This is a genomic window from Mycolicibacterium iranicum, from assembly GCF_002101705.1.
Classification (GTDB): domain Bacteria; phylum Actinomycetota; class Actinomycetes; order Mycobacteriales; family Mycobacteriaceae; genus Mycobacterium; species Mycobacterium iranicum.
The window spans coordinates 1-24108 of sequence record NZ_LQPC01000081.1 but is presented as its reverse complement, the minus strand read 5'-3'; the positions used below and the strand labels follow the sequence as shown (position 1 = coordinate 24108).

The 24108-nt window shown below is 64.9% G+C and carries 22 protein-coding genes and 1 pseudogene; 11 read left to right on the top strand and 12 right to left on the bottom strand.

Annotated features, from left to right (window positions below; translation table 11 throughout):
- A partial coding sequence (locus tag AWC12_RS30235) for an ICP22 family protein (RefSeq protein ID WP_085178480.1) occupies window positions 1–2355 on the bottom strand: 2355 nt, incomplete at its 3' end.
- 794 nt (window positions 2356–3149) lie between these two features.
- Between AWC12_RS30235 and AWC12_RS30230 the strand changes: the two genes are divergently transcribed.
- Window positions 3150–3500, top strand: a complete 351-nt coding sequence (locus AWC12_RS30230; protein WP_024449510.1) for a VOC family protein — start codon at window positions 3150–3152, stop codon at window positions 3498–3500.
- A gap of 13 nt (window positions 3501–3513) precedes the next feature.
- On the opposite strand, the gene AWC12_RS30225 is transcribed toward AWC12_RS30230, so the two are convergent.
- A complete protein-coding gene (locus AWC12_RS30225) occupies window positions 3514–4506 on the bottom strand; it encodes an LLM class F420-dependent oxidoreductase (RefSeq protein ID WP_085178479.1) in 993 nt (330 codons plus the stop codon).
- 84 nt (window positions 4507–4590) lie between these two features.
- On the opposite strand from AWC12_RS30225, the gene AWC12_RS30220 reads away from it, so the two are divergent.
- Window positions 4591–5016, top strand: coding sequence for a pyridoxamine 5'-phosphate oxidase family protein (locus AWC12_RS30220; RefSeq protein WP_024449508.1), 426 nt, complete (start codon window positions 4591–4593; stop codon window positions 5014–5016).
- Here the strand turns inward: AWC12_RS30220 and AWC12_RS30215 are convergent, their stop codons facing one another.
- From AWC12_RS30215 to AWC12_RS30190, 6 genes are all read right to left on the bottom strand, one after another.
- Window positions 5017–6513 carry a class I adenylate-forming enzyme family protein gene (locus tag AWC12_RS30215; protein WP_085178478.1) on the bottom strand — a complete coding sequence of 499 codons (1497 nt, stop codon included), beginning with the start codon at window positions 6511–6513 and terminating at the stop codon, window positions 5017–5019.
- 41 nt (window positions 6514–6554) lie between these two features.
- Entirely contained in the window at window positions 6555–7517 is a 963-nt protein-coding gene (locus AWC12_RS30210) for a helix-turn-helix domain-containing protein (RefSeq protein ID WP_085178476.1), read from the bottom strand.
- 462 nt (window positions 7518–7979) lie between these two features.
- Entirely contained in the window at window positions 7980–10127 is a 2148-nt protein-coding gene (locus tag AWC12_RS30205; RefSeq protein ID WP_085178475.1) for a 3-hydroxyacyl-CoA dehydrogenase NAD-binding domain-containing protein, read from the bottom strand.
- Between the two features lie 14 nt (window positions 10128–10141).
- Window positions 10142–11353 carry an acetyl-CoA C-acetyltransferase gene (locus AWC12_RS30200; RefSeq protein WP_085178474.1) on the bottom strand — a complete coding sequence of 404 codons (1212 nt, stop codon included), beginning with the start codon at window positions 11351–11353 and terminating at the stop codon, window positions 10142–10144.
- A gap of 202 nt (window positions 11354–11555) precedes the next feature.
- Complete coding sequence (locus tag AWC12_RS30195) at window positions 11556–11744, bottom strand: hypothetical protein (protein ID WP_024449503.1); 189 nt, start codon at window positions 11742–11744, stop codon at window positions 11556–11558.
- Between the two features lie 64 nt (window positions 11745–11808).
- Complete coding sequence (locus AWC12_RS30190; protein WP_085178484.1) at window positions 11809–12522, bottom strand: SDR family NAD(P)-dependent oxidoreductase; 714 nt, start codon at window positions 12520–12522, stop codon at window positions 11809–11811.
- Window positions 12523–12627: 105 nt separating this feature from the next.
- On the opposite strand from AWC12_RS30190, the gene AWC12_RS30185 reads away from it, so the two are divergent.
- Window positions 12628–13215, top strand: coding sequence for a TetR/AcrR family transcriptional regulator (locus tag AWC12_RS30185; RefSeq protein WP_085178472.1), 588 nt, complete (start codon window positions 12628–12630; stop codon window positions 13213–13215).
- Here AWC12_RS30185 and AWC12_RS30180 read toward each other — a convergent pair.
- Both AWC12_RS30180 and AWC12_RS30175 read right to left on the bottom strand, forming a co-directional pair.
- Window positions 13212–14330, bottom strand: coding sequence for an alkene reductase (locus AWC12_RS30180; RefSeq protein ID WP_024449500.1), 1119 nt, complete (start codon window positions 14328–14330; stop codon window positions 13212–13214). The genes AWC12_RS30185 and AWC12_RS30180 overlap by 4 nt on opposite strands.
- Window positions 14331–14376: 46 nt before the next feature.
- Entirely contained in the window at window positions 14377–14802 is a 426-nt protein-coding gene (locus AWC12_RS30175) for a Rid family hydrolase (protein ID WP_085178470.1), read from the bottom strand.
- An 86-nt stretch (window positions 14803–14888) separates the two neighbouring features.
- Here AWC12_RS30175 and AWC12_RS30170 point away from each other — a divergent pair, with 86 nt between their 5' ends.
- Window positions 14889–15356 carry a MarR family winged helix-turn-helix transcriptional regulator gene (locus AWC12_RS30170; RefSeq protein WP_024449498.1) on the top strand — a complete coding sequence of 156 codons (468 nt, stop codon included), beginning with the start codon at window positions 14889–14891 and terminating at the stop codon, window positions 15354–15356.
- A gap of 44 nt (window positions 15357–15400) precedes the next feature.
- On the opposite strand, the gene AWC12_RS30165 is transcribed toward AWC12_RS30170, so the two are convergent.
- Window positions 15401–16408: a helix-turn-helix transcriptional regulator gene (locus AWC12_RS30165; RefSeq protein WP_085178482.1), complete on the bottom strand. Its 1008-nt coding sequence runs from the start codon at window positions 16406–16408 to the stop codon at window positions 15401–15403.
- A 201-nt stretch (window positions 16409–16609) separates the two neighbouring features.
- Here AWC12_RS30165 and urtA point away from each other — a divergent pair.
- From urtA to AWC12_RS30130, 7 genes and pseudogenes are all read left to right on the top strand, one after another.
- A pseudogene (gene urtA, locus AWC12_RS30160) lies at window positions 16610–17855 on the top strand (urea ABC transporter substrate-binding protein).
- A gap of 3 nt (window positions 17856–17858) precedes the next feature.
- A complete protein-coding gene (locus AWC12_RS30155) occupies window positions 17859–18563 on the top strand; it encodes an urease subunit beta (RefSeq protein WP_085178468.1) in 705 nt (234 codons plus the stop codon).
- Window position 18564: 1 nt separating this feature from the next.
- Window positions 18565–20280, top strand: coding sequence for an urease subunit alpha (gene ureC, locus AWC12_RS30150; RefSeq protein ID WP_085178467.1), 1716 nt, complete (start codon window positions 18565–18567; stop codon window positions 20278–20280).
- Window positions 20281–20293: 13 nt separating this feature from the next.
- Window positions 20294–20914, top strand: a complete 621-nt coding sequence (ureG, locus tag AWC12_RS30145) for an urease accessory protein UreG (RefSeq protein ID WP_085178466.1) — start codon at window positions 20294–20296, stop codon at window positions 20912–20914.
- Entirely contained in the window at window positions 20911–21741 is an 831-nt protein-coding gene (locus tag AWC12_RS30140) for an urease accessory protein UreD (protein WP_085178465.1), read from the top strand. Before ureG ends, AWC12_RS30140 begins: the two co-directional genes overlap by 4 nt.
- Window positions 21738–22217, top strand: coding sequence for an urease accessory protein UreE (locus AWC12_RS30135; protein WP_085178463.1), 480 nt, complete (start codon window positions 21738–21740; stop codon window positions 22215–22217). Before AWC12_RS30140 ends, AWC12_RS30135 begins: the two co-directional genes overlap by 4 nt.
- Window positions 22198–22896 carry an urease accessory protein UreF gene (locus AWC12_RS30130; protein ID WP_085178461.1) on the top strand — a complete coding sequence of 233 codons (699 nt, stop codon included), beginning with the start codon at window positions 22198–22200 and terminating at the stop codon, window positions 22894–22896. Before AWC12_RS30135 ends, AWC12_RS30130 begins: the two co-directional genes overlap by 20 nt.
- 21 nt (window positions 22897–22917) lie before the next feature.
- Here AWC12_RS30130 and AWC12_RS31960 read toward each other — a convergent pair.
- On the bottom strand, window positions 22918–24108 hold a 1191-nt coding region (locus tag AWC12_RS31960), incomplete at its 5' end, for a DUF222 domain-containing protein (RefSeq protein WP_085178460.1).

The following is a 24108-nucleotide window of genomic DNA, read 5'->3' as shown; positions in this document are numbered from 1 at the left end:
CGGCCCCAACCCCACCACCGTCACCACCGTGCCCGCCGGCAGCACATTGGTGTTGCCGTCGACATCAGTCACCGTGAACGACACCGTCTTGATCCCTGGTCCTGCCGATGTCAACGTGATCGACTCCAAGAGCTGTTCGAAGTCATCGATCGACGCGATGCCGGTGAATGTCACCGACCCACCGCCGCTGGACACCACGACACCATCCGGGACCGCACCGTAGCCCAGCACATCGCCGATCACGGCATTCTCGACAGTCACTGTGGCAGAACGAATCTGCTCTGAGTCGAGATCGGTGATGACGGCGATCGGTGTGATCCTTATGGCCGTTTCCGCCAGACCGGTGGCTACCGGAGAAACGATCAGCAACGGCGGGATCTCGACGGGAAGACCGATTACCGTGACGATGGTATTGGCAGGCACGGTGTTCTGATTGCCGTCGGAGTCGACGACAGTGAAGGACACCGATTTCAACGCTGCGGTCGTCGAGGTCAGTGTCACCGACTGCAGGAGCTGTTCGTATTCGTCGACAGTCGCCGATCCCGTGAACGTCACCGACCCGTGACCGGTTGTGACCTCTATCCCCGACGGAACGGTGCCCCAGGCCAGGACGTCGCCCGGCGAGGGATCGTCGAGTGTGACCGTTGCAGAATGGATTTCCTGAGAGTCGAGATCCGTGATCACCACTATTGGGCTGATCGTGATCGGCGAACCAGCAGCACCCGCTGCGACCGGTGAGACAATCACCAGGGGAGGAAGTTCAACGGGAAGTCCCACCACGGTGACCACAGTCACGGCGGGGAGGCTCTCGTTCTCCTGATCGTCGACGACGCGGAACGACACCGTCGTGAGCGCAGCCGTCGTTGTCGTCAGAGTGACCGACGCGAGAAGCTGCTGATAGGCCTGCACAGTTGCCGCCCCGCTGAACGTCAGAACTCCTTCTGCGTAGGAAGCGGTTACGCCACTTGGTAATTCACCATAATCAAGGGACTGCCCGGACTCGGCGTCATCCAGAGTTACGGTGGCTGAGGTCAACGTGTTCGAATCCAGATCAGTGATCACGACGACCGGGCTGACCCGAATTTCATCACCGGCGGTGCCTGCAGCGACCGGCGTGACGACAAGTATCGGCGCCATCTCGACGATCGGATTTACCGTGACCGGGACCATCAGAGTCACCTCATCCGGCTCGGCGAGCCCGATGGCGCGCGCAAGGAAGTGGAACACTCCCTGTATCACTCCGCAGAGACCCGTGAGGTGCTCGGAGGAGTCGCTGATGGTCACCTTGAAGTTGTCGACCAGTGGTGCACCGGTCACGACCGTGGTCGGGGTGTAGATGAAATTTCCTGTGATGGGATCTCGAACCACCAAGCCGTACTTCGGCTGCACGATTGTGAATGTCAGCGGGTCGCCATCGGGGTCGCGCGCCTTGAGGTCGAGCAACACCTGTCCGGTCAGGAGTTGTTGAGACGTGGCCGGACCCCACTCGGGGGACTCGTTGAAGAACGTGTGTCTGATCTGACGTCGCACCCAGGCCAGCAACGCGTCAAACCACGGCGCTCGCGCGGGGATCGCCGGATCGGAGAACGGCGCAAGCACGCTCGACACCACCGTGGTGAGGATGTCGACCGATTCCACGCTGCTGCCGGTGGCAGGATCAGTGGCAACAGTCCCCGTCTCAACGCTCGCGGGGACGGTCGAGCCGAGGTCGACGACCTCGGTCCCACTACCGGCACCGGTTGATACGCCGGCCTCGTCGTCAATCATCGTCGACGATTCGTCGGCTTCGTCGATCGACGGCCCGTCGTCGACGGGAGTCTCGCCGGCGCTGTCGGGAGGCTGGTGTGGTGTTTCGACAGGAACGTCTCGGTCAGCTTCTGATGCAGGTGGAGGGGCATCCCCCACTGAGCCTTCGTAATCGGTCGGTTCTTCTTCGACGACGGTGTCCGTATCAGACGGGTCCCCCGCGTCGCTGTCGTCTCCTTCTTCGTCATCGCCGTCGATCGGGTCGGTTTCGGAGTCGTCGATATCCGGTGTGCTGGCGTCGTCGCCGTCCGACTCGTCGTTGTCCTGCTCGGACTGCTCAGAATCGGCATCAGCATCGGTGCCGGTGCCGGTGCCGGTGCCGGTAGACGTCGGCGATTCTCCTTCTGAGGCGCCCCCATCGTTCTTCGAATCGGATGACGCCGCCGATTCCGACTCCGTACCTGCGTAGGCGACGCCCGACGTACTGGTGATCGCGAATCCGACGCCCAGTGATACCGCCAGCGCCCCGACCCGTCCGACGTGCAGTCCGAATCGGGTCGGCGTTCTGCGCGCATGCTTGGACAGAGCCGCCCCAGGGGACGAGCTCACCAGCTGACGAGCGACCCAGATCCCGGCATCAGCGCATGCGTCGTCGCGACGCGGAGCACGATGCCGGGCAGAGGTTGCGCACATACTTATCCTCCGTTTGCTGCGTCTGCGATGCGATCCGGAAAGTCGTGGGGGTCGCACGCCTCAGCGCAGCGCGCAGAATGCCGGCACGGAACGGTCTCACGCACCTGCGGGCGCACTTTTGTAAGCAGCATCAATGCCGCTCCCCAACCTGTCCGTCATGCACAGCATGGTTTTGCTGAGCAGGCCCACTTTTTTGAACCGCCGCTCGGCTAGACGCGATAGTAGATGATCTTGTGACGGTCTCGCCAATATTTGCCGCAGAAAGTTTTTGCCGCCACGCCGGATGGTCCGGATACTTGCAGCATGCAGCAGCTTTTCTGACACACTCCTGATCAAGCGTCTGCCGTAATCACGATCGCCCATCCGGGACATTGGCTGGCTACGTTGATCAAACGGTGGCATTTGGGTTTGCCTATGAGGTGCACAATGCCCTCTGAGGGTTGGCTTACCGTGCTTACTGCCCGGTAAGCATATGAGGATGGTTGGCCAATTCATCTGGCAATCGAGCTTGCCTGAGGCGCTTCTGCACCCCGCGGCACGCGTGGCGCTCATGTGCGCGTCTTAAAGGCCGTCGCTGCTCGCCCACGATGACCTGCAGCCTGGACGACACAACTGACGTCATTACCGACACAAGGACGGCATGGTTTTCATACAGTTTGCTGCGTGGATCCGCTCGGTGACGGTGCGGTTGCCCCACTACGGTGTACACCATGACGGTTCGACGCGTGGTACCTGTCGTCACCGTCGACGACCTCGACGGAGCAGTCGAAAACTATCGGGCGGTACTGGGTCTCGACGTCGTGATGAATCACGGCTGGATTGCCACACTTGCCGAACCTGACCACCGCCACCAGGTGAGCCTGATGACGCGCGACGCAACTGCGCCCGTCAACCCGTTCGTGTCCATCGAGGTCGACGATGTCGACGCCGCGCATGATGCCGCGGTGCAGGCAGGGTTGACGATCATTCACCCACTGAGCGACGAGGAATGGGGCGTACGCCGATTCTTCTTCGCCGACAGCAAGGGCAATGTTGTCAATGTGCTGAGCCACAAAGCCTGAGGCTCAACGCTTCTCATCCGAGCGCGGGAATGACCTCGCGCTCGAACAGCTCGATGCCGGACCGATTGAACGCGGCTTCTGGGAAGTAGCAGATCACGTACTCGCATCCCAGGCCCCGTAGCTTCTGCAGCGCCTCGACCAGCTGTTCGGGCGTACCGCTACCCGCCTGCGGAGTGCTCATCGAGTCCAGCATGGCATCCGCGGCGGCCTCGCCGGTCAGCCCGCTGATGCGTGAGCGCACCGCGGCGAGCCGGTCCTTGACCTCGTTCTCCGTCGCCGCGACGACGACATTGATGTTCGCCGAGCGGACGATCGCGCCGAAGTCCGTCCCGACGTCTCGACAGTGGTCTGCCAGCACCTGCGACTTGTGCTCGAACCCATCGGGCTCCGACGTGAAGTTGGTGTACTGCGCGTACTTCGCCGCGATACGCAGCGTGACCTTCTCGCCGCCTCCGGCGATCCACAACGGGATCCCGCCATCCTGCAGCGGGCGCGGCGCCACGATGGCGCCGTCGGTCTGATAGTGCTTGCCGTCAAAGGTGACGACACCGTCGCGCCATGCGTCGCGCATGATCTGCACGCCCTCGTCGAGTCGTGCCAGTCGCACCCCGGCCGAGGGGAAGCCGTACCCGTAGGCGCGCCACTCGTGTTCGTACCATCCGCCGCCGATGCCCATCTGGACCCGCCCGCCGGAGATGACATCCGCTGTCGCGGCCACTTTGGCCAGGTATGCGGGGTTGCGGTAACTCATCGCCGTACACATCTGCCCCAGCTTGATCCGTGACGTCGTCGCGGCGTAGGCGGCCATCAACGACCAGGCTTCGTGGGTGGCCTCGTCGGTGGGGACGGGCACAGTGTGGAAGTGGTCGTACACCCACAGCGAGTCCCAGACGTCTCCGCGGTCGACATAGGTGGCGAGATCGCTCATCACCCGCCAGTGGTCACGTGGTTCGATTCCGACGAGGTCGAGTCGCCAGCCCTGCGGGATGAAGAGTCCAAAGCGCATGCATCCGACTCTAGGTGGACGTCAACCTCGGCGACGGTCTGCCGCTGCCACCGAGTTGTCACCCGTGATCGCTAGCGTGGCGACATGGCTCTTTCCAAGGAAGAACGCGAGCAGTTTCTGGCCGAACCGCACATCGGTGCGCTGTCGGTGTCCAACGGTGAGAACCGTGGTCCGCTGACGGTTCCGATCTGGTACCAGTACACACCCGGTGGCGACCTGTGGTTCACGACTGGGCGCGGTTCGCGCAAGCATCAGCTGATCGAAGCGAGCGGCTTCGTATCGATCATGGTGGAACGCGTGGAGCCCACTGTGCGGTACGTAGCTGTCGATGGTCCTGTGCTGCGCATCGAACCGGGCACCGATGAGCAGCTCGTCGAGATGACGAAGCGCTACCTGCCCCCCGAAAGTGTGGACGGCTACCTCGAGTTGGCCCGGCGCGAGCACGGCGAGAGCGTGGCCGTGTACGTCAAGACGGCGCACTGGCTGTCCGCCGATCTTGGCTCGGTGTAGTTACCCGTCGTAGAGCGCCGCGACAGCCGGCAAGCTCACTTTGAGGGCCGGGTTTCGCGGCAGTTCGTCGACCGCAACGAACGCGACGGGCACGTTGTAGACCGGAAGTGCTTTGCGCACCCACTCTTTGAGGTCGTCGTCGGACGGCGACGCAGCGCCAGCGACGGTTTCGATGGCCGCGAATGGAACCTCGCCGAGGCGAGGGTCGGGCACTCCGACGACGCAGGCGTCGCGCACCGCCGGGTGGGAGATCAGCACCCGCCTCACCGCCTCGGGCTGCACCTTGAATCCTCCACGGTTGATGGCGCCGTCGGCACGCCCGTGCAGCGTGACGAATCCGTCGTCGTCGATGCTGGCGATGTCGGTGGTACGGATCCAATCCGGTCCGATCGGGGTGACCTTGGCTTCCAGCAGCCCCTGCTCGCCGGGTGGCAACACGACTCCGCTGTCGGCATCGACGATCCGGAGCTCAGTGTCGGGCAGAGCACGCCCAACGCTGTTGCGCTTCGAGTCGCCGAACTCGCTCAGCATGTCGGGAGTCCACGCGCACAGCGAACCTGCGAACTCGGTGGCGCCGTAAGCGAGCCTGATCGGTATGCCGTACCGCTGCTCGAACTCATCGCGCGTCTCGGGATCCAGCGGGCCCGAAGCGCTGATCAGGAACTCCAGCGACGCGAGGTCGACCGGGGGTACGCCGGCGTCGAGAAGCATCTTGATGACGGCCGGCTGCACCCCTGCGCGGGCTATGCGGTGGCGCTTGACCGCATCCACCCAGCCCTCGATGCTGAACCGCTCCATCATCGCGATGCGACGGCCGTTGTAGATACCTGCGATCAACTGGCACACCCCGATGCCGCCGAACTGCCAGTACGCGAATTCGGGCGGCGCATCGGCGGGCGCCTTCTCCCCCGCCGTCACGCTGAACACCGTGCGCTCCAGAACATGAATCTTGATGGCCTGCCGCTTCGGCGGTCCTGTGGTCCCGCTCGTCAGGATCTGCAGTGCCACACCCGGTTCCGCGGGCGCGTGAGGTTTCGTGGAGTCGCACAACTCCAGGCCGGGGACGCGGTCGACGACCGGTTCGGTGAGCGAGATGGCGATCCCCGCACCGCCGACCCGCCGTGTCGCGGACACGACCGGCGGTGTCCAGTCCTCGGAATCGGCCACTACTGCCGAGAGGTTGAGCTGCTCCACGTCGCGGGCGATTGCCTCCGGCGACTGGAAGGAATAGATCATCGCCACGGTGCGCCCGGCGGCCAGGAATCCCGCGATGGCCGCGGCGTGGTGGAGCCGATTACGGACGATCAGACCGACCGGCGCATCGTCGGCGACGTCCGCCTCGCGCAAGCTCGCAGTGATCGCGATCCCGTACGCCGCGACCTCCTTTCCCGTGTACCAACGCCCTCCGAATTCGATGCACGGGCGGTCGCCGTAGCTGTTCAGTGCTGCCGCAATGCTTGCGGTAAGCCTCTCGGTCACCCCGCCATTGTGGAGCATGAGACCGCGACGGCGCCGCAGAGCGCTTGAGAAGCTCGCAGCTAAGTGCTGAATGCGCTGCGGTAGTCACTCGGGGTGGTGTGCATCTGCCGGACGAAATGGTGGCGGTAGGTCGCGGGCGATTCGAATCCGACACGGGCCGCAATCTGCTCGACAGACAACTCCGAAGACTCCAGCAGCGCGAGGCTGGCCTGGATACGCTGCTCGGTCAGCCACTTGATCGGCGTCGTGCCGGTGGCTTTTGCGAACTGACGCAGATAGCTGCGGCGCGACATCGTCGACTGGGCGGCCATCTCGTCGAGGGAGATCGGGCGGTCGAGATTCTCCACCGCCCAGGCCATTCCCGACGCGATGCGGCCGTCGCCGGCAGGCTCGGGGACCGGTGTCTCGATGTACTGAGCCTGTCCCCCGCCCCTGTGCGGCGAAATGACCAGCCGCCGGGCGACATCATTGGCAACCCGCACCCCTTTGTCGGATCGCACGATATGGAGACAGAGGTCCAGTCCCGCAGCGCACCCGGCGCTGGTGAGGACGCGTCCGGTGTCGACGTAGAGCGGCGCGGGGTCGATGTCGATATCCGGGTATGCCTCCCTCAGCAGGTTCGTATAGAGCCAGTGTGTGGTGGCGGTTCGACCGTCGAGCACCCCCGCAGCTGCCAGGGCGAACGCCCCGGAGCAAATGGAGACCAACCGGGCGCCGCGCGCGTCGGCCGCTTTGATGGCATCAACCAGGTCGGGCGAAGCGGGTGCGTGGACATCCCCGACACTCGGGATCACCACCGTGTCGGCGTCGGCGAGGTCGGCCAATCCGTAGGACGTTCGCACCGTAGCGCCGCCGAGAAGCCGCAGTTCGGTGCTTTCAGAGCACAACTTGACCGAGTACCAAGGCCTTTCGATGCCTGCCGAGAACGTTTCCGACAGCTCGGTCATGCCGAAGATCTCCGCGGCTAGACCCGACTCAAACCCTGACATGCCGTCGTAGGCGAGGATTGCGACAGAGTGCATGTCACTATCTTAACGAGTATCGGCACTAGGGCCACTTTCCGCGAGGGCGGTGGGCGGGCAGCATGAAAGACATGTTCTACGAACGGCACACCCTCCGGCATCGCATGTCCCGAAAGCTCCTCAGCTACAAAGTGTTTAGACACGCGATGGAGCTGGCGGCAGGGGTTCATGTTGCTAACGGCCTCACCCATGCCGTCTCACCGTCCGACGCGTCGATCGCGCGAGAATCCGCCCGCCAACCCTGAGCGTGAGCGAACGCGAAGACTCTCATCCCCGGAAGCCGCTGGGGCGTCAGGGGTCTCGTCGGCATCGGCCGGGCGATCACGGTGTTGCCGCTGGGCGTGACGCAGGCGCTCGCCCGGCTCAACGATCGGGGTGTCCGGCTTTACGACACCATGCCGTTGCCCGAATACGACGAATCCCCCGAAACCGTTGCGGCTCCGGGGGACTCGGCAGACGAAATTATCCCTCCAGCGAAGCCGGCGGGTTGAAGCGGTCACCGTACTTGGCAGCGAGCTCCTTGGCGCGAGCCACGAAAGCGGCCTTGCCGACGCCGCCTGCACCCTGATAGCCGACGATGAATTGCGCGCTACCACCCGTGTACGGCGGGAAGCCGATGCCCATGATCGAACCGATGTTCGCGTCGGCCGTCGAGGTCAGCACGCCTTCGTCGAGACACTTCTGGGTCTCCAGAGCCTCGGCGAACAGCATGCGATCGATCATGTCCTGCAACGGGATATCCACGCCGTCTCCCTTGAAGGTGTCGGCAAGCCCCTCCCAGAGGCCGACGCGCTTGCCGTCGACATACTCGTAGAAGCCCGCGCCCTTCAGGCGCGAAGGACGACCGATCTCGATCATCTTGTTCACGACGGCCTCGGCCGGATGCGGCTCGTATGTCCCACCCGCTGCCTCGGTGGCCTTGCGGGTCTCGGTGGCGATCTTCTGCATCAGCTCGAGGTTGAGTTCGTCGGACAGCTGCAGCGGCGCCGCCGGGTAGCCGGCCTGTGAACCCGCCTGCTCGATGCTGGCCGGGGCCACACCCTCACCGAGCATGGCGAGTGCCTCGTTGACGAACGTGCCGATCACCCGGCTGGTGAAGAAGCCGCGGCTGTCGTTGACCACGATCGGTGTCTTGCCGATGGCCAGGGTGTAGTCGAACACGCGGGCCAGCGCCTCGTCAGAGGTCTTCTCGCCCTTGATGATCTCCACCAGCGGCATCTTGTCGACCGGCGAGAAGAAGTGGATGCCGATGAAGTCCTCCTGGCGCTTCACCCCGGTCGCCAGACCGGTGATGGGCAGCGTGGAGGTGTTGGACCCCAGCAGCGCGTTCGGCTCGACGATATCCTCGATCTCCTGGAACACCTTGTGCTTGAGTTCCTGGTTCTCGAAGACCGCCTCGATGACGAAGTCGACGCCCTTCAGGTCGGCCGGATCGGCCGTCGGGGTGATCCGGGCCAGCAGCTCGTCGGACTTCTCCTGCGTGGTGCGGCCCCGCTCGAGCGCCTTGGCTTCCAGCTTCTCCGAGTAGCCCTTGCCCTTCTCGGCCGCTTCCTGGGAAACATCCTTGAGGACAACGTCGTATCCGGCCTTGGCCGAGACGTAGGCGATGCCGGCGCCCATCATTCCCGCGCCGAGCACACCGATCTTGCGGATCTCCTGCTTGGCGATACCGTCCGGCCGTGAGGCTCCGCCGTTGATGGCCTGCAAATCCAGGAAGAACGCCTGGATCATGTTCTTGGCGGTCTGGCCCGTCACCAGCGAGACGAAGTAGCGGCTCTCGATGCGGGTAGCCGTCTCGAAGTCGACCTGCGCACCCTCGACGGCGGCGTCGAGGATCGCCCGCGGCGCGGGCATCGGCGCGCCCTTGAGCTGCTTGCGCAGCAGCGCCGGGAACGACGGCAGGATTGCCGCGAGTGCGGGGTGCGACGGGGTGCCGCCGGGCATCTTGTAGCCCTTCTGATCCCACGGCTGCGTGTGTGCGTCGGGGTTGGCCTTGATCCACGCCTTCGCCGCCGGCACCAGTTCATCGACGCTTCCGACCAGTTCGTCAACCAGACCGATCTCCTTGGCCTTGCCGGGCTTGAACCGCGTGCCCTGGCTGAGGATCTCCATGAAGGCCTTCTGGATGCCGAACATGCGCACGGTACGCGCCACACCGCCGCCACCGGGCAGCAGGCCGAGGGTGACCTCGGGCAGACCGATCACCACACCCTTGACGTCGGCGGCGATGCGGTGGTGACACGCGAGCGCGATCTCCAGACCGCCGCCAAGGGCCGCGCCGTTGATCGCGGCGACGACAGGCTTGCCGAGGGTCTCCAGCTTGCGCAGGTCGGCCTTGATGAACTCGACCTCGGCGAACGACTCGGCCGCGTTGTCCGGGCCGACGTTCATCATTCCCTTGAGGTCACCACCGGCGAAGAAGGTCTTCTTCGCGCTGGCGATCACGACACCGGTGATCGAATCAGCCTCTGCCACAAGGCGTTCTACGGCATTGTGCATCGACTCTTTGTAGTGCTCGTTCATCACGTTGGCCGAACCCGTCGGGTCGTCCAACGTCAGGGTGACGATGCCGTCGGCATCCTTGTCCCACTGAATGGTGTTCTCTGCCATGGTTTCTCGTTCTCCTAGACGCGCTCGATGATGGTCGCGACACCCATGCCGCCGCCGATGCACAACGTGACCAGCGCGCGACGTGCGTTGCGTCGCTCCAGCTCGTCGACCATGGTGCCCATGATAATGGCGCCGGTGGCGCCCAGCGGGTGGCCCATCGCGACGGCACCACCGTTGACGTTCAGCTTCTCGTCCGGGATGTCCAGGTCCTTCTGGAACTTCAACACCACCGACGCGAAGGCCTCGTTCAGCTCGAACAGGTCGATGTCATCGACCGTCAGGCCGGCACGGTCGAGCACCTTCTTGGTGGCCGGGGTCGGGCCGGTGAGCATGATGACCGGATCGGCGCCGGAGGTCGCGGTCGCGACGATGCGCGCCCGGGGGGTCAGGCCCTGCGACGTTCCCGCACTTTCTGAGCCGATGAGCACCAGTGCGGCACCGTCGACGATGCCCGAGCTGTTGCCGCCGGTGTGAACGTGGTTGATCTTTTCGACGTAGTGGTACTTCTGCAGCGCCACATCGTCGAAGCCGCCCATCGCGCCGATGCCGTCAAACGCGGTCTTGAGCTTCGCGAGCCCTTCGGGCGTGGTGTCCGGACGCATGTGCTCGTCGTGATCAAGGACCACCAGTCCGTTCTGGTCCTTGACCGGAACGACGGACTTGGCGAAGTAGCCGCCCGACCACGCCGCGGCCGCCTTCTGCTGGCTGCGCAGTGCGTAGGCGTCGACGTCCTCACGGGAGAAGCCCTCGATGGTGGCGATCAGGTCGGCGCCAATGCCCTGCGGGACGAACCCGATGCGGTAGTTGGTCTCCGGGTCGGAGGCCCAGGCGCCGCCGTCGGAGCCCATCGGCACACGGCTCATCGACTCGACACCGCCGGCGAGGACGAGGTCGTCCCAGCCCGAGCGCACCTTCTGGGCGCCTAGGTTCACGGCCTCCAGCCCAGAGGCGCAGAAGCGGTTGAGCTGGAAGCCGCCGGTGGTCTCCGGCAGCCCGGCGACCAGACCTGCGGTTCGGGCGATGTCACCGCCCTGGTCGCCGACAGGTGAGACGACGCCCAGGATGACGTCGCTGATGAGTGTCTCGTCCAGGTCGGGGTGGCGCGCGCGGATCTCGTCGATCAATCCGACAACGAGGTTGACGGGCTTGATCTCGTTGAGCGAACCGTTGCGCTGCTTACCGCGAGGCGTACGGATGGCCTCGTAGATGAAGGCTTCTTCGGACATGTGCTCTCCAGGTCCTGTTCAGGTTGGTACCGCGGTCTGCAGACAAGCCGCTACCGCGGGGAGGCTGATCCTCTATCGGCGATGCTAGCAGCCTCGCCCAACCGCTTGGTTGGGCCCTGGTCAAGCCGCGCGAGCAGACACAAACTCGCACGATCCGGGCATGGATCGTGCGAGTTTGTGTCTGGCCGCGAAGGAGCGGTGTTTAGTCCGGAGACCCTTCGGTGTCGTCGAAGAACGACCACTCACCGTCGTGCTCGACCTCCATCCGCCAACCGAGTTCGGAGTTGTCTGCCTTCTGGTCGACGAACCAGGCGTGCGCGTCGTCGGCGCTCTCGATGTCCTTGGTGTCGACGACGTCACCCTGCGGATTGAGTACACGGTAGGTAGCCATGCCGACCGTGTTTCCCGCCGCCGGGTGAGTTCACACCTACGCAGACTGCGACGTCACTGATCGCTCACAGCGCGAAGGCCCGTGGCGGCCCCGACAGCGTCGCTTTCGCATCGGCCGACAACGCGTCCATGATCTCGATGTCGCCGGCTTCCAGCCCGTCGAGAGCCAGCCGGACCAGATCCGCGGGAGCGATTACCGCATTGTCGGGGAGCGCGATTCCGTTGTTGTCGGCGAAGTCGAAGAGCGTCTGGGTGCCAACGAGTCCCGGGACGAGAGCGGCGACGAGCGTGCCCTGGCTGGCGAGTTCCACCCGCACCCCGTTGGTCAGACCCCACTCGGCCGATTTCGCCGCGGCATAGGCAGTGTTGCCCTCGACTGTCATCCATGCCGCCGCAGACAGCACGTTGAGGATGGCGCCACCGCCGTTGCGAGCGAGGATCGGCGCGAACGCGCGAATCATGGCGAGGGTGCCGAAGTAATTCGATTCCATGGTGGCCCTGATGGCGGTCACATCTCCGGTGACCAGGCTTCCGCCGGCGGTTTCAGCGGCGTTGTTGATCAGGATCTGTACGTCCCCGGCACGCTGGGCAGCCGCGTCGACCGACGATTGGTCGGTGATGTCGACGTGAATAGGTTCGACTCCGGGGACGTCGACGAGTTCGGGACGCCGCGCCGCGGCGTAGACCTTGGCGCCACGCCGAACCAGTTCAAGGGCGAAGAAGTGTCCGATGCCGCGGTTGGCTCCCGTGACGAGAACCGTGGTGCCGTCGATTTTCATTGCGCTCCAGAAGTTTTCGCTGCGTGCCATCAAGATGACCGATTGGTCACCTTACGTCGACTGAATCATAAGATGACCGAATGGTCAACTTGATATCCTTCGGCGGTGAACCTCCGAGCAGACGCGGCGCGCAACCGGGAGTCGCTGCTGAGCGCTGCCGAGGCGGAGTTCGCCGAGCGAGGCGCCTCGGCGTCGGTGGCTGATATCGCCCGACGGGCAGGGGTCGCCAAGGGCACGGTATTCCGACACTTCTCCACCAAGGAGGACCTGATCGCCTCCATCGTGTGTCGACACGTCTCCACACTCGCCGACGCCGCGGCACAGCTGGCGGACGCCGACGATCCGGGCGCTGCCCTGCTTCAATTCCTCACCGTGGCGGCCGATCAACGACAACGCCACGATCTGACATTCCTCCAGGCGGCGAGCGAAGATGATCCGCGGGTGACCGACATCATGGATCAGTTGCACGCGCGCCTCGGCACTCTTGTCGACAGGGCGCGCACTGCAGGTGCAATCCGGTCCGATATCACCGAAGCCGACATCTTCTTGATGATGTGCGCGCCGATTCACGTCGTCGAAAACCTCCGCACCCCAGAGCCGTTGCTCTGGCAGCGCTACCTCGCCATCATCTTCGACGGACTCCGACCGCAAGGAGCCCACCCGCTCCCGCAGCCGGCACCGGTCCTTGGCTAACCGGCCAGGCCGGACAGCTCCTCTACGCCGACTTCGTCCAGCGTCGGATAGTCGATGTATCCGGCAGGTCCCGCGGCGTAAAACGTCGACTCATCGGGCCGGTTCAGCGGCGCGCCCTCCTGCAAACGTGTCACCAGGTCAGGGTTGGCCAGGAATGCGCGACCGATCGCGGCCGCACTGATCACGCCCCAATTCGCGAGGTTCTCCAGCAGTGCGAAGTCGGTGTCGACGGTGCGTGGCGTATTGAGGACCAGGGGACCCTCCCATACGGTGCGCACCGCCGCGAACGCAGGCGTCGACGGTTCGATAACCACGTGGAGATAGCCGATATCAAGCGGCTTGATCCGGCACAACAGCGCCTCGTACGCGCTGCTCTCGTCGCGTTCGGACATGTCACCGGCCTTGTTCCCGGGTGAGATACGCAAGCCGACCCGCTCGGGGCCAATCTCATCGGCGACGGCTTCAACGACCTCGGCTGCCAGCCTGGCGCGGTTCTGCGGCGAACCACCGTAAGCGTCGGTGCGTTGGTTGACGACGTCCGAGAGAAACTCGTGCAGGAGATAGCCGTTGGCGGAATGGATTTCGACGCCGTCCATACCGGCGTCGACGGCGCGTCGCGCGGCCGAGCGGAATTGACCGACGATCGAGGCGATCTCACTGACCGTCAGCGCTCGCGGCACCGGCAGTGGCTTCTTTCCGGTCGGTGTATGGGTGAGCAGATCGGCGGCGATCGGTGACGGCCCCACGGATTCGAAACCACTGATCTCCGGATGCGCCATCCGCCCCACGTGCCACAGCTGGACGAACATCTTGCCTCCGGCGCGATGCACCGCAGACGCGATCTCCGCCCACCTGTCCTGCTGCCGGTCGGTGTAGATACCGGGCGTGTTCATGTACGCGCCGTTGGCCTGTTCGCAGACGGCAGTCGCCTCGCTGATGATGAGGCCCGCCTGCGCCCGCTGCGAGTAGTACTCCGCGGCCAGCGAAGACGGGGTGCCGTCCGCGTCGGCACGCGATCTCGTCAGCGGTGCCATGAAAATCCGGTTCGCCACCTCGACTCCACCGATCGACGCGGTAGCCAGCAGCGCAGAATTTTCGCCCAGGGTGAAGGTCATGCCCCACTAAGCGCGCGCAACTCCGGATTCATTCCCCGCTGCGGATTCATTCCCCGCTGCCCACGATCGCGGTCACCTGTATCTCGATGTGCATGCCGGTCGCGCCGAGCACCGTGACACCGGTCTCGGTCCAGATCGGTGCTCGCTCGCCCATGCGCTTGCGAAACTGGTCGATCATGACGTCGTTGTGGGCGTCACCGATCTCCTCTGCACCGGGCGGCAACACGTGATAGGAGTTCACCGACACGACATCTCGCCACGTGGCGCCCGCGGTCGCCAGCACACGTTCGACGTTGTCGAACGCCGCGACGATCTCGTCCGCGAGATCGTCGGGGAAGGTGAGGTCGTCGGCCCAACCGCCCTGGCCGGAGATCTCGACCCGATCTCCAATCCTGACAGCCTGGCTGTAGTGGCGCGTCCGCCGGAACGTTTCGCCCAGTCCAGGAGTGACAAAGAATTCGACGTCGGGCATGGTTGACCACCTCTCGTAATGACTTCAAGCATGAACTCACTAAGTCAATCACTTCACACGTGAAGTTATTCCGCTACGGTACGGACGTGGCACGATCCGACGAACCGCGGTGGCTCGACCCGCAGGAGAAGGAAGCCTGGACAGGGCTGGTTTCGCTGATGATGCTCCTGCCCGGGAAACTGGAGGCTCCGCTGCGCGAAGTTGACTTGACGCTTTTCGACTACCTCGTTCTCAGTCACGTCTCCGAAGCTCCGCAGCGCCGAATCCGGATGAGCGAGTTGGCTTTTCTGGCCAGCGGATCGCTGTCGCGGTTGTCCAATGTCGTCAAGCGATTCGAGCAACGTGGCTGGGTCATGCGATCCCCAGACCCGTCTGACGGTCGTTACACCATCGCCGCGCTCACCGATGCCGGCTATCGCGTAGTGGTCAAGGCAGCCCCGATCCACATGCGCGCGGTACGGGAACTGGTTCTCGACCCGCTGACAGCGACCGACCGACGGTCTCTCGCCCGCATCGCCGCCAAGTTGCGGGTGCGGCCCGCCGACTTCGATTGACCATCAAAACAATTGACGTCAGGCGTGGGCCTGATGGCGTTGCTCTAGACCGCGACGGGCTGCCCGCCGCCAAGGTCACGCAGCACGTCAGCTGACACCAGGCCAAGCGACATGGCGTGCGACGCACAGGAAGCGCGGTTGGCCGCCCCGAGCTTGGCAGATGCACTCTCCAGATGATGCCCGGCAGTGCGGGCACTTATGAACAGTCGCCCGGCGATCTCGGTATTGGTGAATCCGCAAACAGCAAGCGTGAGTGCGTCGAGTTCGCGTGGCGTGATTCCCATCGGCAACGACGCCCGCGTCACCAGCAGCACCGCACAGAGACTGTCCCCGCGATAGCGCGACGTCGTCGCGATGCGCCGCACGTGCAGCCAGGACGTCCCGTCGTGCCAGCGCAGCACGTCAGGTCTGAAGCTCGCAGCATGGAAGGTGAGCGCCAGTTCGCTGATGGTCAAGGGATCGAGCGCGGAGTCAAATGTATCCCCGTGCCGCAACAGGTGCGCTTGGCCGGAATCGTCGACGGCCCAGGCCTGCGCATCGGGGGCGATCAGCTCCGAGACCATCCTTGGCCGCTGCGAGAAGTCCAACTGCTCGGCCATCTGCCCTCGCAGCACGTTGATCTCAGCGACGTCGTCATCGCTCGGGTACCGAGGATCGTCGCAATTGACGTGGATGGTGCCGACGTAGGTGCCGTCGGCCGTCACCAGCCGCGCTGACAGTCCTTCGTCGAATCCGGCGGGGCGGAACACGTTATTGACCGAATAGCCGGTTCGGTAATCAGGGAAGTCCCGCCACCTCAACGCACCGAGCCCGTGCACTCGCATCGCGTCGTAGAGCGGGTCGTTGTCGACAAACCACGAATTGAAGTGCTCCATCACCTCGGCGGGATACTCGTGGTTGGCCACGCCGACATGGCAGCGCCGGATCGGGTCCCACAGGCATATCGCGGAGGCCGACGATGCCGCGCGGCCGGCCAGCGTGTCGAGCAGATCGTGGGCGCGGGTCTGGATGCTGGTGGCGCTACCCAGCACGTCGCCATACTTCCCGGCCATGTCCGTTCCTCCGCCGTCCGTCCGGTCATCATCGGCAGGGCATGTTTCGACGATGTTTCGTAGCCGAGGCGCTGCCGAAAACGGTTCGGTGAAATGGGAGATTCCTCCCATAGCTGCGCGGTGTCGACATTCCTACGCTGGGCGCCAGTAATTCCGTCGCACAGTGTCGTGCGTGCAGTGACACCACTCTTAGGCGGCCTCATGAAACGACTACATTGCTCCGTCGCACTTCTGGCGGCGATCTCCATGATCACCGCGGGATGCGGAAGCCGCGCCGGCGACGACGGGGCGTCCGCAGCGGCGCAGGACAGCTGCGTCGACACTTCCGGCGACACCGTCAAGGTGGGCGCCATCAACTCGCTGTCCGGCGGCCTTGCCGTCAGCGAATCGGTCATCCGCGATGCGATCACGCTGGCAGTCGAGCAGGTCAACGCCTCGGGAGGTGTGCTCGGCAAGCAGCTGGAGCTGATCGGCGAGGACGGAGCCTCCGAGCCGACAATCTTTGCCGAGAAGGCCCAGAAGCTCGTGCAATCCGATTGTGTCGCTGCGGTTTTCGGGGGGTTACACCTCGGCGAGCCGTAAGGCGATGCTCCCGGTGTTCGAAGACTCCAACGCGCTGCTCTACTACGGCCAGCAGTACGAAGGGCTGGAAAGCTCACCCAACATCTTCTACACCGGCGCCACCACCAACCAGCAGATCATCCCGTCGCTGGACTACCTCAAGGAACAGGGGGTGAAATCCCTCTACCTGGTCGGCAGTGACTATGTGTTCCCGCGTACCTCGAATGCGATCGTCAAAGCGTACGCGCAGGCCAACGGCATCGAGATCAAAGGTGAGGACTACACGCCGCTGGGCAGTACCGACTTCTCGACCATCGTCAACAAGATCCGCACCGCGGACGCCGACGCGATCTTCAACGTCGTGGTCGGCGACTCCCTCAACGCATTCTTCCGTGAGTACCGCAGCGCAGGCCTGACCGCGGAGCAGATGCCCGTCATGTCGATGTGTGTCGGAGAAGAAGAGGTGCGCAGCATCGGCGCACCAACGCTCGTCAACCAGCTGTCTTCGTGGAACTACTACCAAACGCTGGACTCCCCCGCGAACGAGAGGTTCGTGGCGGACTTCAAAACACGCTTCGGCGCCGACCGGGTGACCTCCGACCCGATGGAGTCGGCCTACGCCGCAGTCATGCTCTGGAAAGCGACTGTGGAGAAAGCTAATTCGTTCTCCGTTCCCGACATCCAGAACGCCGCAGGCGGTGTGACGGTCGACGTGCCCGAGGGGACCATCACGCTGGACGGCGAGAACCACCACGTCACCAAGACGGCCCGCATCGGGCGCGTCGCCGAGGACGGACTCATCTACCAGGTGTGGGCCTCCCCGGCCCCGATCGAGCCCGACCCGTACCTGAAGAGTTACCCCTGGGCCGCCGGGATCACAGGCTGAGTCATGCACCTGACCCCGAAGGACGAAGACCGACTGCTGCTGTTCCTGGCCGCCGAGCTGGCACGCAAACGCCGCTCGGCGGGCCTGGCCCTCACCTATGCCGAAGCCCGCGCTCTTATCGCCGACGAAGTCCTCGAGTCCGCCCGCGCCGGTTCGACCGTCGCCGAGGCGGCGGCACACGGCGCGTCGGTGCTCACCGACGACGATGTAATGCCCGGTGTGCCGGTGCTGTTGGGCTCGGTACAGGTCGAGGCATTCTTCGAAGACGGACAGAAGCTCGTCACCGTGCACGATGCGATCGCCCCCGGAGAGCGGTCGGTCGAAAGCGGAGTAGTTCCAGGCGAAATCCTGCCCTGTAGCGGTGAACTGGAGCTCAACGCGGGACGCCGCGCAGCGACACTGACGGTCGAGAACACCGGCGATCGCCCCATCCAGGTCGGATCGCACTTCCATTTCTTCGAGGTCAACCGCGCGCTGCGATTCGACCGCTCCGCCACTTTCGGTATGCGGCTGGACATCCCGTCCGGCACCGCGGTCCGCTTTGAACCCGGCGAGGCACAGGAGGTCTCGTTGGTCATCTACGGCGGCGAGCGAACCGTGATCGGGCAGAACGACGTCGTGAATGCAGTGACGACTGCAGCGCCGGACAACGAGCTGATGGGCCGTATGCGTGCTCTCGGATTCCTCGACACCCCGCAGGAGCCCTGACGTGGCACACCGGATCAACCGCAGGCACTACGCCGAGCTGTACGGCCCGACGACCGGAGACCGGGTTCGGCTGGCCGACACCGAACTGCTCGGCAAGGTCGAACATGATTCGTGCGTCTACGGCGACGAATCGGTTTTCGGCGGTGGCAAGACGATGCGCGAAGGCATGGCCGTTCACGGTGACATCACCAACGATGCGGGAGCCCTGGACTTCGTGATCACCAACGTGATGATCATCGACGCGGTTCTCGGTATCCGCAAGGCCGACATCGGGATTCGTGATGGACGGATCGCCGGTATCGGCAAGTCGGGTAACCCGCGAACGATGGACGGGGTCGACCCCGGGCTCGTCATCGGCGCCGGTACCGACATCCGAGCAGGTGAAGGCATGATCGCGACCGCGGGCGCCATCGATGTGCACGTGCACTTCGACAGCGCCGGCCTGGTCGAAGAGGCGATCTCGGCCGGCGTCACCACGATGATCGGGGGCGGGCTGGGGCCCGTCACAGTGGGCATCACGTCGTCGGGCCCGAACAATCTCGCTCGGATGCTGCGCGCCGCCGAAGGGTTCCCGATGAACTTCGGCTTCATCGGGAACGGAAGTGCCTCCAGCACAGCACCTCTCATCGAGCAAGGCCTGGCGGGCGCCATCGGCTACAAGATCCACGAGGACTGGGGTGCGACCCCTGCCGCCATCCGGGCCTCGCTGGATGCCGGCGATGAGCTGGACCTGCAGGTTCAGATCCACACCGACACGCTCAACGAGTCGGGCTTCTTCGAGGACACGATGCGTGCCATCGGCGGCAGGCCGATCCACACCTATCACGCCGAAGGTGCGGGCGGCGGTCACGCTCCTGACATCATGCGCGTCGTCGGCGAGCCGTACTGCCTTCCGTCATCGACAAATCCGACGAATCCGTACACGCTCAACACGTTCGACGAGCACCTGGACATGGTCATGGTGTGTCACCACCTCAACCCACGCATCCCCGAGGACGTCGCATTCGCCGAGTCGAGGATCCGCCGCGAGACCATCGCCGCCGAAGATGTGCTGCACGACCTCGGCGCGATCTCGGCGATGGGTTCCGACTCGCAAGGCATGGGGCGCATCGGCGAAACGATCGCGCGCACTTGGCAGCTCGCGTCGCACATGCGGGCAACCCGCGGGCCGCTGCCCGGCGACGAAGGAACCGGCGCGGACAACGCCCGCATCTTGCGCTACATCGCCAAGCTCACGATCAACCCGGCCCGGCTGTTCGGCATCGACCACGAAGTCGGCTCGCTGGAGCCGGGCAAGCTCGCCGATATCGTGCTGTGGGAGCCGAAGTTCTTCGGCATCAGGCCCGAAGTGGTGTTCAAGGGCGGCTTCCCTGCCTGGTCGGTGATGGGTGAAGCCAACGCCTCGCTGATGACGTGCGAACCCCTGAAATACCGACCACAGTGGGCGGCGTTCGGCCGGACACCGGCCGACGTATCGGTGAACTTCGTTGCCGCCGCGGCGGTTGACGCCGGACTCGGTCAGAAGCTGGGACTCGACACCCGGCTTGTGGCCTGCCGCGGCGCACGGGCCCTCACGAAGACCGACCTGCTGCACAACGACTACCTGCCCGAGATCACGATCGAACCCGACACCTACCGCGTCACCGTCGACGGTCAACCGTGTGTCAGCACGCCGATGACCACAGTGCCGCTGGGGCGCCGGTACACCCTCAAGTAGCAAGGAGGACAACATGCCCGATCCGATTCGCATCGGGATCGGCGGCCCCGTCGGCTCGGGGAAGACCCGGCTCGTCGAAACCCTGGTCCCCCAGCTCTCGGCAGCGGGGTTCAGCGTCGCGGTGATCACCAACGATCTGGTGACCGACGAGGACGCGCAGCGCGTACGGCGCAGCGGCGTCATCGACCCCGAGCGTGTGCTCGCTGTCGAGACCGGAGCCTGCCCACACACCGCTATCCGCGAGGATCCGTCGGCCAACCTCGCCGCCGCCGAGCGCTTGAACCGGACCTTTCCCGATCTCGACCTCATCCTGATCGAATCCGGCGGCGACAACCTGGCCGCGACGTTCACCTCCGATCTGGTGGACTACTGGATCTTCGTCATCGACACCGCCGCAGGTGACGACATCCCCCGCAAGAACGGCATCGGGCTGCTGCAGGCGGATCTGTTGGTCGTCAACAAGATCGACCTCGCGCCGCTCGTCGGTGCCGACCTCCAGTCGATGCGCCGCGACTGCGCCGCAGCACGTCCCGCCAAGCCCACGGTATTCACGGACCTGCGGTCCGGGCTCGGGCTGACGGAGCTCACTGAGCGACTGCTCGAAGGAGCCATGCTGACCGCGAGCCCGACGTGACTGCGGATGTGGCCATCCGGCCGGGCGTCCTCGGCATCGATGTCATCGCCGACGCCTCAGGGCGCACTCGCACGGCGACGCTGCGGCAGCAGTATCCACAGCGGGTGACAATGCCTTTGTACTGCAACCCCGACGACCCGGGGGCGGCAACTCTGTGCGTCCAGAGTCCCAGCGGCGGCGCCTTCTCCGACGACGACCTGGAAACCAGGGTCCACTGCCAACGGGGCGCTCATCTGCACCTGACGACGCAGGCGGCGACCCAGGTGTTCGCCGGTGACGGCCCCGGCGCCCGGCACCAGCTCCACTTCACCGTAGGTGACGGTGCGATCCTGCAGTATTACCCGGGAACGGTAATCCCCCATGCTGATTCGAGTTTCGCGCAGCTGATCACGGTCGACATCGACCGTGGGGGCGTCTACTTGGGGTGGGAGGCTGTCGCCGCCGGCCGGATCGCTCACGGGGAACGCTATGGTTACGCCTGCTATGACAGCACACTCGCCGTCAGCGTCGACGGACGCATCGTCGCGCGGGACCGCCAGCTGATCCGCCCGCAATCAAGCAGCAGCGCAACCTCTCTCATAGGCGGCGATTACCTGGCCACCTTCCTCGCCATCACACCCGGCCGTCCCGTCACCGCATTGCTGGACCAAACCCGGCGCGCGCTCGAGGACGCGGACGGCGTGCACGGTGGGGCGAGCATCATGCCCCAAGAGGCCGGGGTGTTTACGCGGCTGACGGCGCAGCACGCACCCGAACTGCAGCGTGTCAGGCAACACCTCTTCGATGCGGTGCGGGCTGAACTGAGATCGGAAGCTGGTGAGAGGTGAACGCGCACGAGATACTCGGCCACGTCGACGAGCAGCAATTCATGGCGCGCAAGATCCACCGCGTCGATATCGGATGGGGCGACGCGGCCAAGCACCGCCAGGCCGTCACCGCGGATACCGGGCTGACCGTCCAGATCACATTGCCGCGTGGCACTTTTCTGCGCGACGGGGCCGTGATCGCTGACGACGGCACCGACATCGTCGTAGTCCGGCGTCCCGCCGAGGACGCGATCGTCGTGCCGTTCGCGAACAACAGCCAGCAACGGATGCTGATGATTGGCTACGTGCTCGGCAACCAGCACGCCCCCATCGACATAGGCGAGCAGGCAATGGCGGCTCCGCTGCTCACCAGTGCTCACGCCGCCAAGAAACTAATGTCCGACCTCGGAGTCATGGGCCAAGTGACGGCGATGGCACTGGCGCGCGACGGATGGTCTCGAACGTCCTCGGATTCCCATGCCGGCCACCACCACTGACCCAGATGTCGCGCTGGCACTGTGGATGCAGTTGCATGACAGCGCGTTTCCCACGGGTCGGATGGTGCACAGCCAGGGCCTGGAACAGTGGCTGGTTGACCACCCTGGTGCCGACCGGGTGGATATCGAGCACGTTGTGACCTTGTACCTGACGAACAGCTATGCGCCATTGGATGCCACAATCGCGGCGGCCGCCTGGCGGGCGACGAACGACCTGCAGGCCCTGCGCGAGTTCGACGACGTGACAGCAAGCTACAAGCTGTACGGCAACGCGCGGATCGCGTCGGAGTCGGCGGGACGGCAATTGGCAGCCGCGTCCCGGCAGAGCGGCCTGGTCGACGACTGGCCGTACGCCGAAGCGGTCCTCAGCGGTGCGACGCCGGGACACTGCGCCGTCATCGAGGGAGCGCTTCAGGCGCGGCTGGGAATTCCGGTGCACGTTGCGGTGCTCGGCTCGCTGCGGTCCATGATGGCGTCGATGCTGAGCGCGGCGATCAGATTGGGCAGGCTGGGGCCTCTCCACAGTCAGCAGATTCAAACCCGTTGTGCCCCAATGCTGGTCATGCTTGCACGGGAAGCCTGCGAACGTGGCGCAACTGATGTCTGGAGCGTCGCCCCCACGCTGGAGATCAGCGGTATGCGCCACGAAACCCGCACGGCTCGGCTGTTCGCCAGCTGACGGCCGTCGGTCGGTTGCCCGTCAGAATGGTGGTGGTTTGTTGCGTTCGGCGACGTAGGCGTCGTTGAGTGCGCGTTCGGCTTTGATGCGGTAGCGGATTGTTTTGGCGCGGTTGCGTTGTCGCCGCGTGGGCATGGTGCGGATCTTGTGCGCGCTGGTGGGTGGTTGGGCGGGGAGGTCGACGGGGGCGCTGGTGGTGGTGACGGTGGGGAACAGCAGCGCGCTGCCGGGTCGGGTGGTGTAGGTGCGGCCTGCCGGGGTGGTCCAGATGATGGTGCCGTCGGGATGCTGGACCTCTGACCAGCCCGCCCAGAAGGTTTTGGCGAGGTGGTGTTGGCGGCACAGCAGTTTGCCCGCTGAGGCGTGGGTGGGGCCGACCGGCCAGTGGGTGGTGTGGTCGAAATCGGCGTAGGCGGCGGGGCGATCACACTGCGGGAAGCGGCAGGTCAGATCCCGCGCCCGAACCCATTCGTCGAGGGCGGTGCTCGGTCGGTATCGGTTCTGTGGGTTGATTCCCGGCGGGGTTAGATGCCTGAGGGTGGCCCCGGTGGCGATGCGGGCGGCGATTTCTGCGGCGGGCACATGACCGAACCCGACGATGACTCCCGGCGGGGGCCGTAGGAACGCGGCACGCCGATCGGGTTCACCAGCCACCTCGCTGCCCTCGGCGGCTTCGGCGCACTCAGGGTCGTCGCCGTGCTCGGGGGTGTCGCTGCCCGCCACCGCGGTGCCGGCCGAATTGTCGCCGTCCTCGGGGTCGTGGCTGTCGGCGGGGGTGTCGCTGCCCTCGTAGGGACTGGTTTCGGCGTCGTGCGCGGGGGTGTCGCGGGGCTCTGGGGCGCGGTTGTTGAGGGCGCGGCATTCGGGGTCGTCGCCGTCGGTGAGCGGGTCGGGCTGGGCGGTCAGGGCGGCGTTTTCGGCGTAGATGTGGACCACCACCGCCGAGCCGCGGCCATCATCCACCGCTGCGGGACAGTCAAGGCCACCGCATTCACACGCCAGATGAAAGAACCCGGCCCCGATCGCGCCGTGGGCATCAGCGCGGCGCTGATCCAGCGTGCGCGGATCCTGCGGGCATACCCCCTGGGCCATCACGGTGAGGCGGCGCCAGTACAGCGCAGCATCAGGGCCTTTTAGGCGGGCGATGATCTCGGTGACGCCCTCTGTGCTTTCGGTGATGCTCACCCCGCGGTCGCGGACCCGGGCCCGGGT

Bases quoted from the DNA above. Each gene is read 5' to 3' on its own strand.
- AWC12_RS30230 (WP_024449510.1), top strand. From the start codon at position 3,150: ATGACGGTTCGACGCGTGGTACCTGTCGTCACCGTCGACGACCTCGAC.
- AWC12_RS30225 (WP_085178479.1), bottom strand. From the start codon at position 4,506: ATGCGCTTTGGACTCTTCATCCCGCAGGGCTGGCGACTCGACCTCGTC.
- AWC12_RS30220 (WP_024449508.1), top strand. From the start codon at position 4,591: ATGGCTCTTTCCAAGGAAGAACGCGAGCAGTTTCTGGCCGAACCGCAC.
- AWC12_RS30215 (WP_085178478.1), bottom strand. From the start codon at position 6,513: ATGCTCCACAATGGCGGGGTGACCGAGAGGCTTACCGCAAGCATTGCG.
- AWC12_RS30210 (WP_085178476.1), bottom strand. From the start codon at position 7,517: ATGCACTCTGTCGCAATCCTCGCCTACGACGGCATGTCAGGGTTTGAG.
- AWC12_RS30205 (WP_085178475.1), bottom strand. From the start codon at position 10,127: ATGGCAGAGAACACCATTCAGTGGGACAAGGATGCCGACGGCATCGTC.
- AWC12_RS30200 (WP_085178474.1), bottom strand. From the start codon at position 11,353: ATGTCCGAAGAAGCCTTCATCTACGAGGCCATCCGTACGCCTCGCGGT.
- AWC12_RS30195 (WP_024449503.1), bottom strand. From the start codon at position 11,744: ATGGCTACCTACCGTGTACTCAATCCGCAGGGTGACGTCGTCGACACC.
- AWC12_RS30190 (WP_085178484.1), bottom strand. From the start codon at position 12,522: ATGAAAATCGACGGCACCACGGTTCTCGTCACGGGAGCCAACCGCGGC.
- AWC12_RS30180 (WP_024449500.1), bottom strand. From the start codon at position 14,330: ATGACCTTCACCCTGGGCGAAAATTCTGCGCTGCTGGCTACCGCGTCG.
- AWC12_RS30175 (WP_085178470.1), bottom strand. From the start codon at position 14,802: ATGCCCGACGTCGAATTCTTTGTCACTCCTGGACTGGGCGAAACGTTC.
- AWC12_RS30165 (WP_085178482.1), bottom strand. From the start codon at position 16,408: ATGGCCGGGAAGTATGGCGACGTGCTGGGTAGCGCCACCAGCATCCAG.
- AWC12_RS30155 (WP_085178468.1), top strand. From the start codon at position 17,859: ATGCACCTGACCCCGAAGGACGAAGACCGACTGCTGCTGTTCCTGGCC.
- ureG (WP_085178466.1), top strand. From the start codon at position 20,294: ATGCCCGATCCGATTCGCATCGGGATCGGCGGCCCCGTCGGCTCGGGG.
- AWC12_RS30130 (WP_085178461.1), top strand. From the start codon at position 22,198: ATGCCGGCCACCACCACTGACCCAGATGTCGCGCTGGCACTGTGGATG.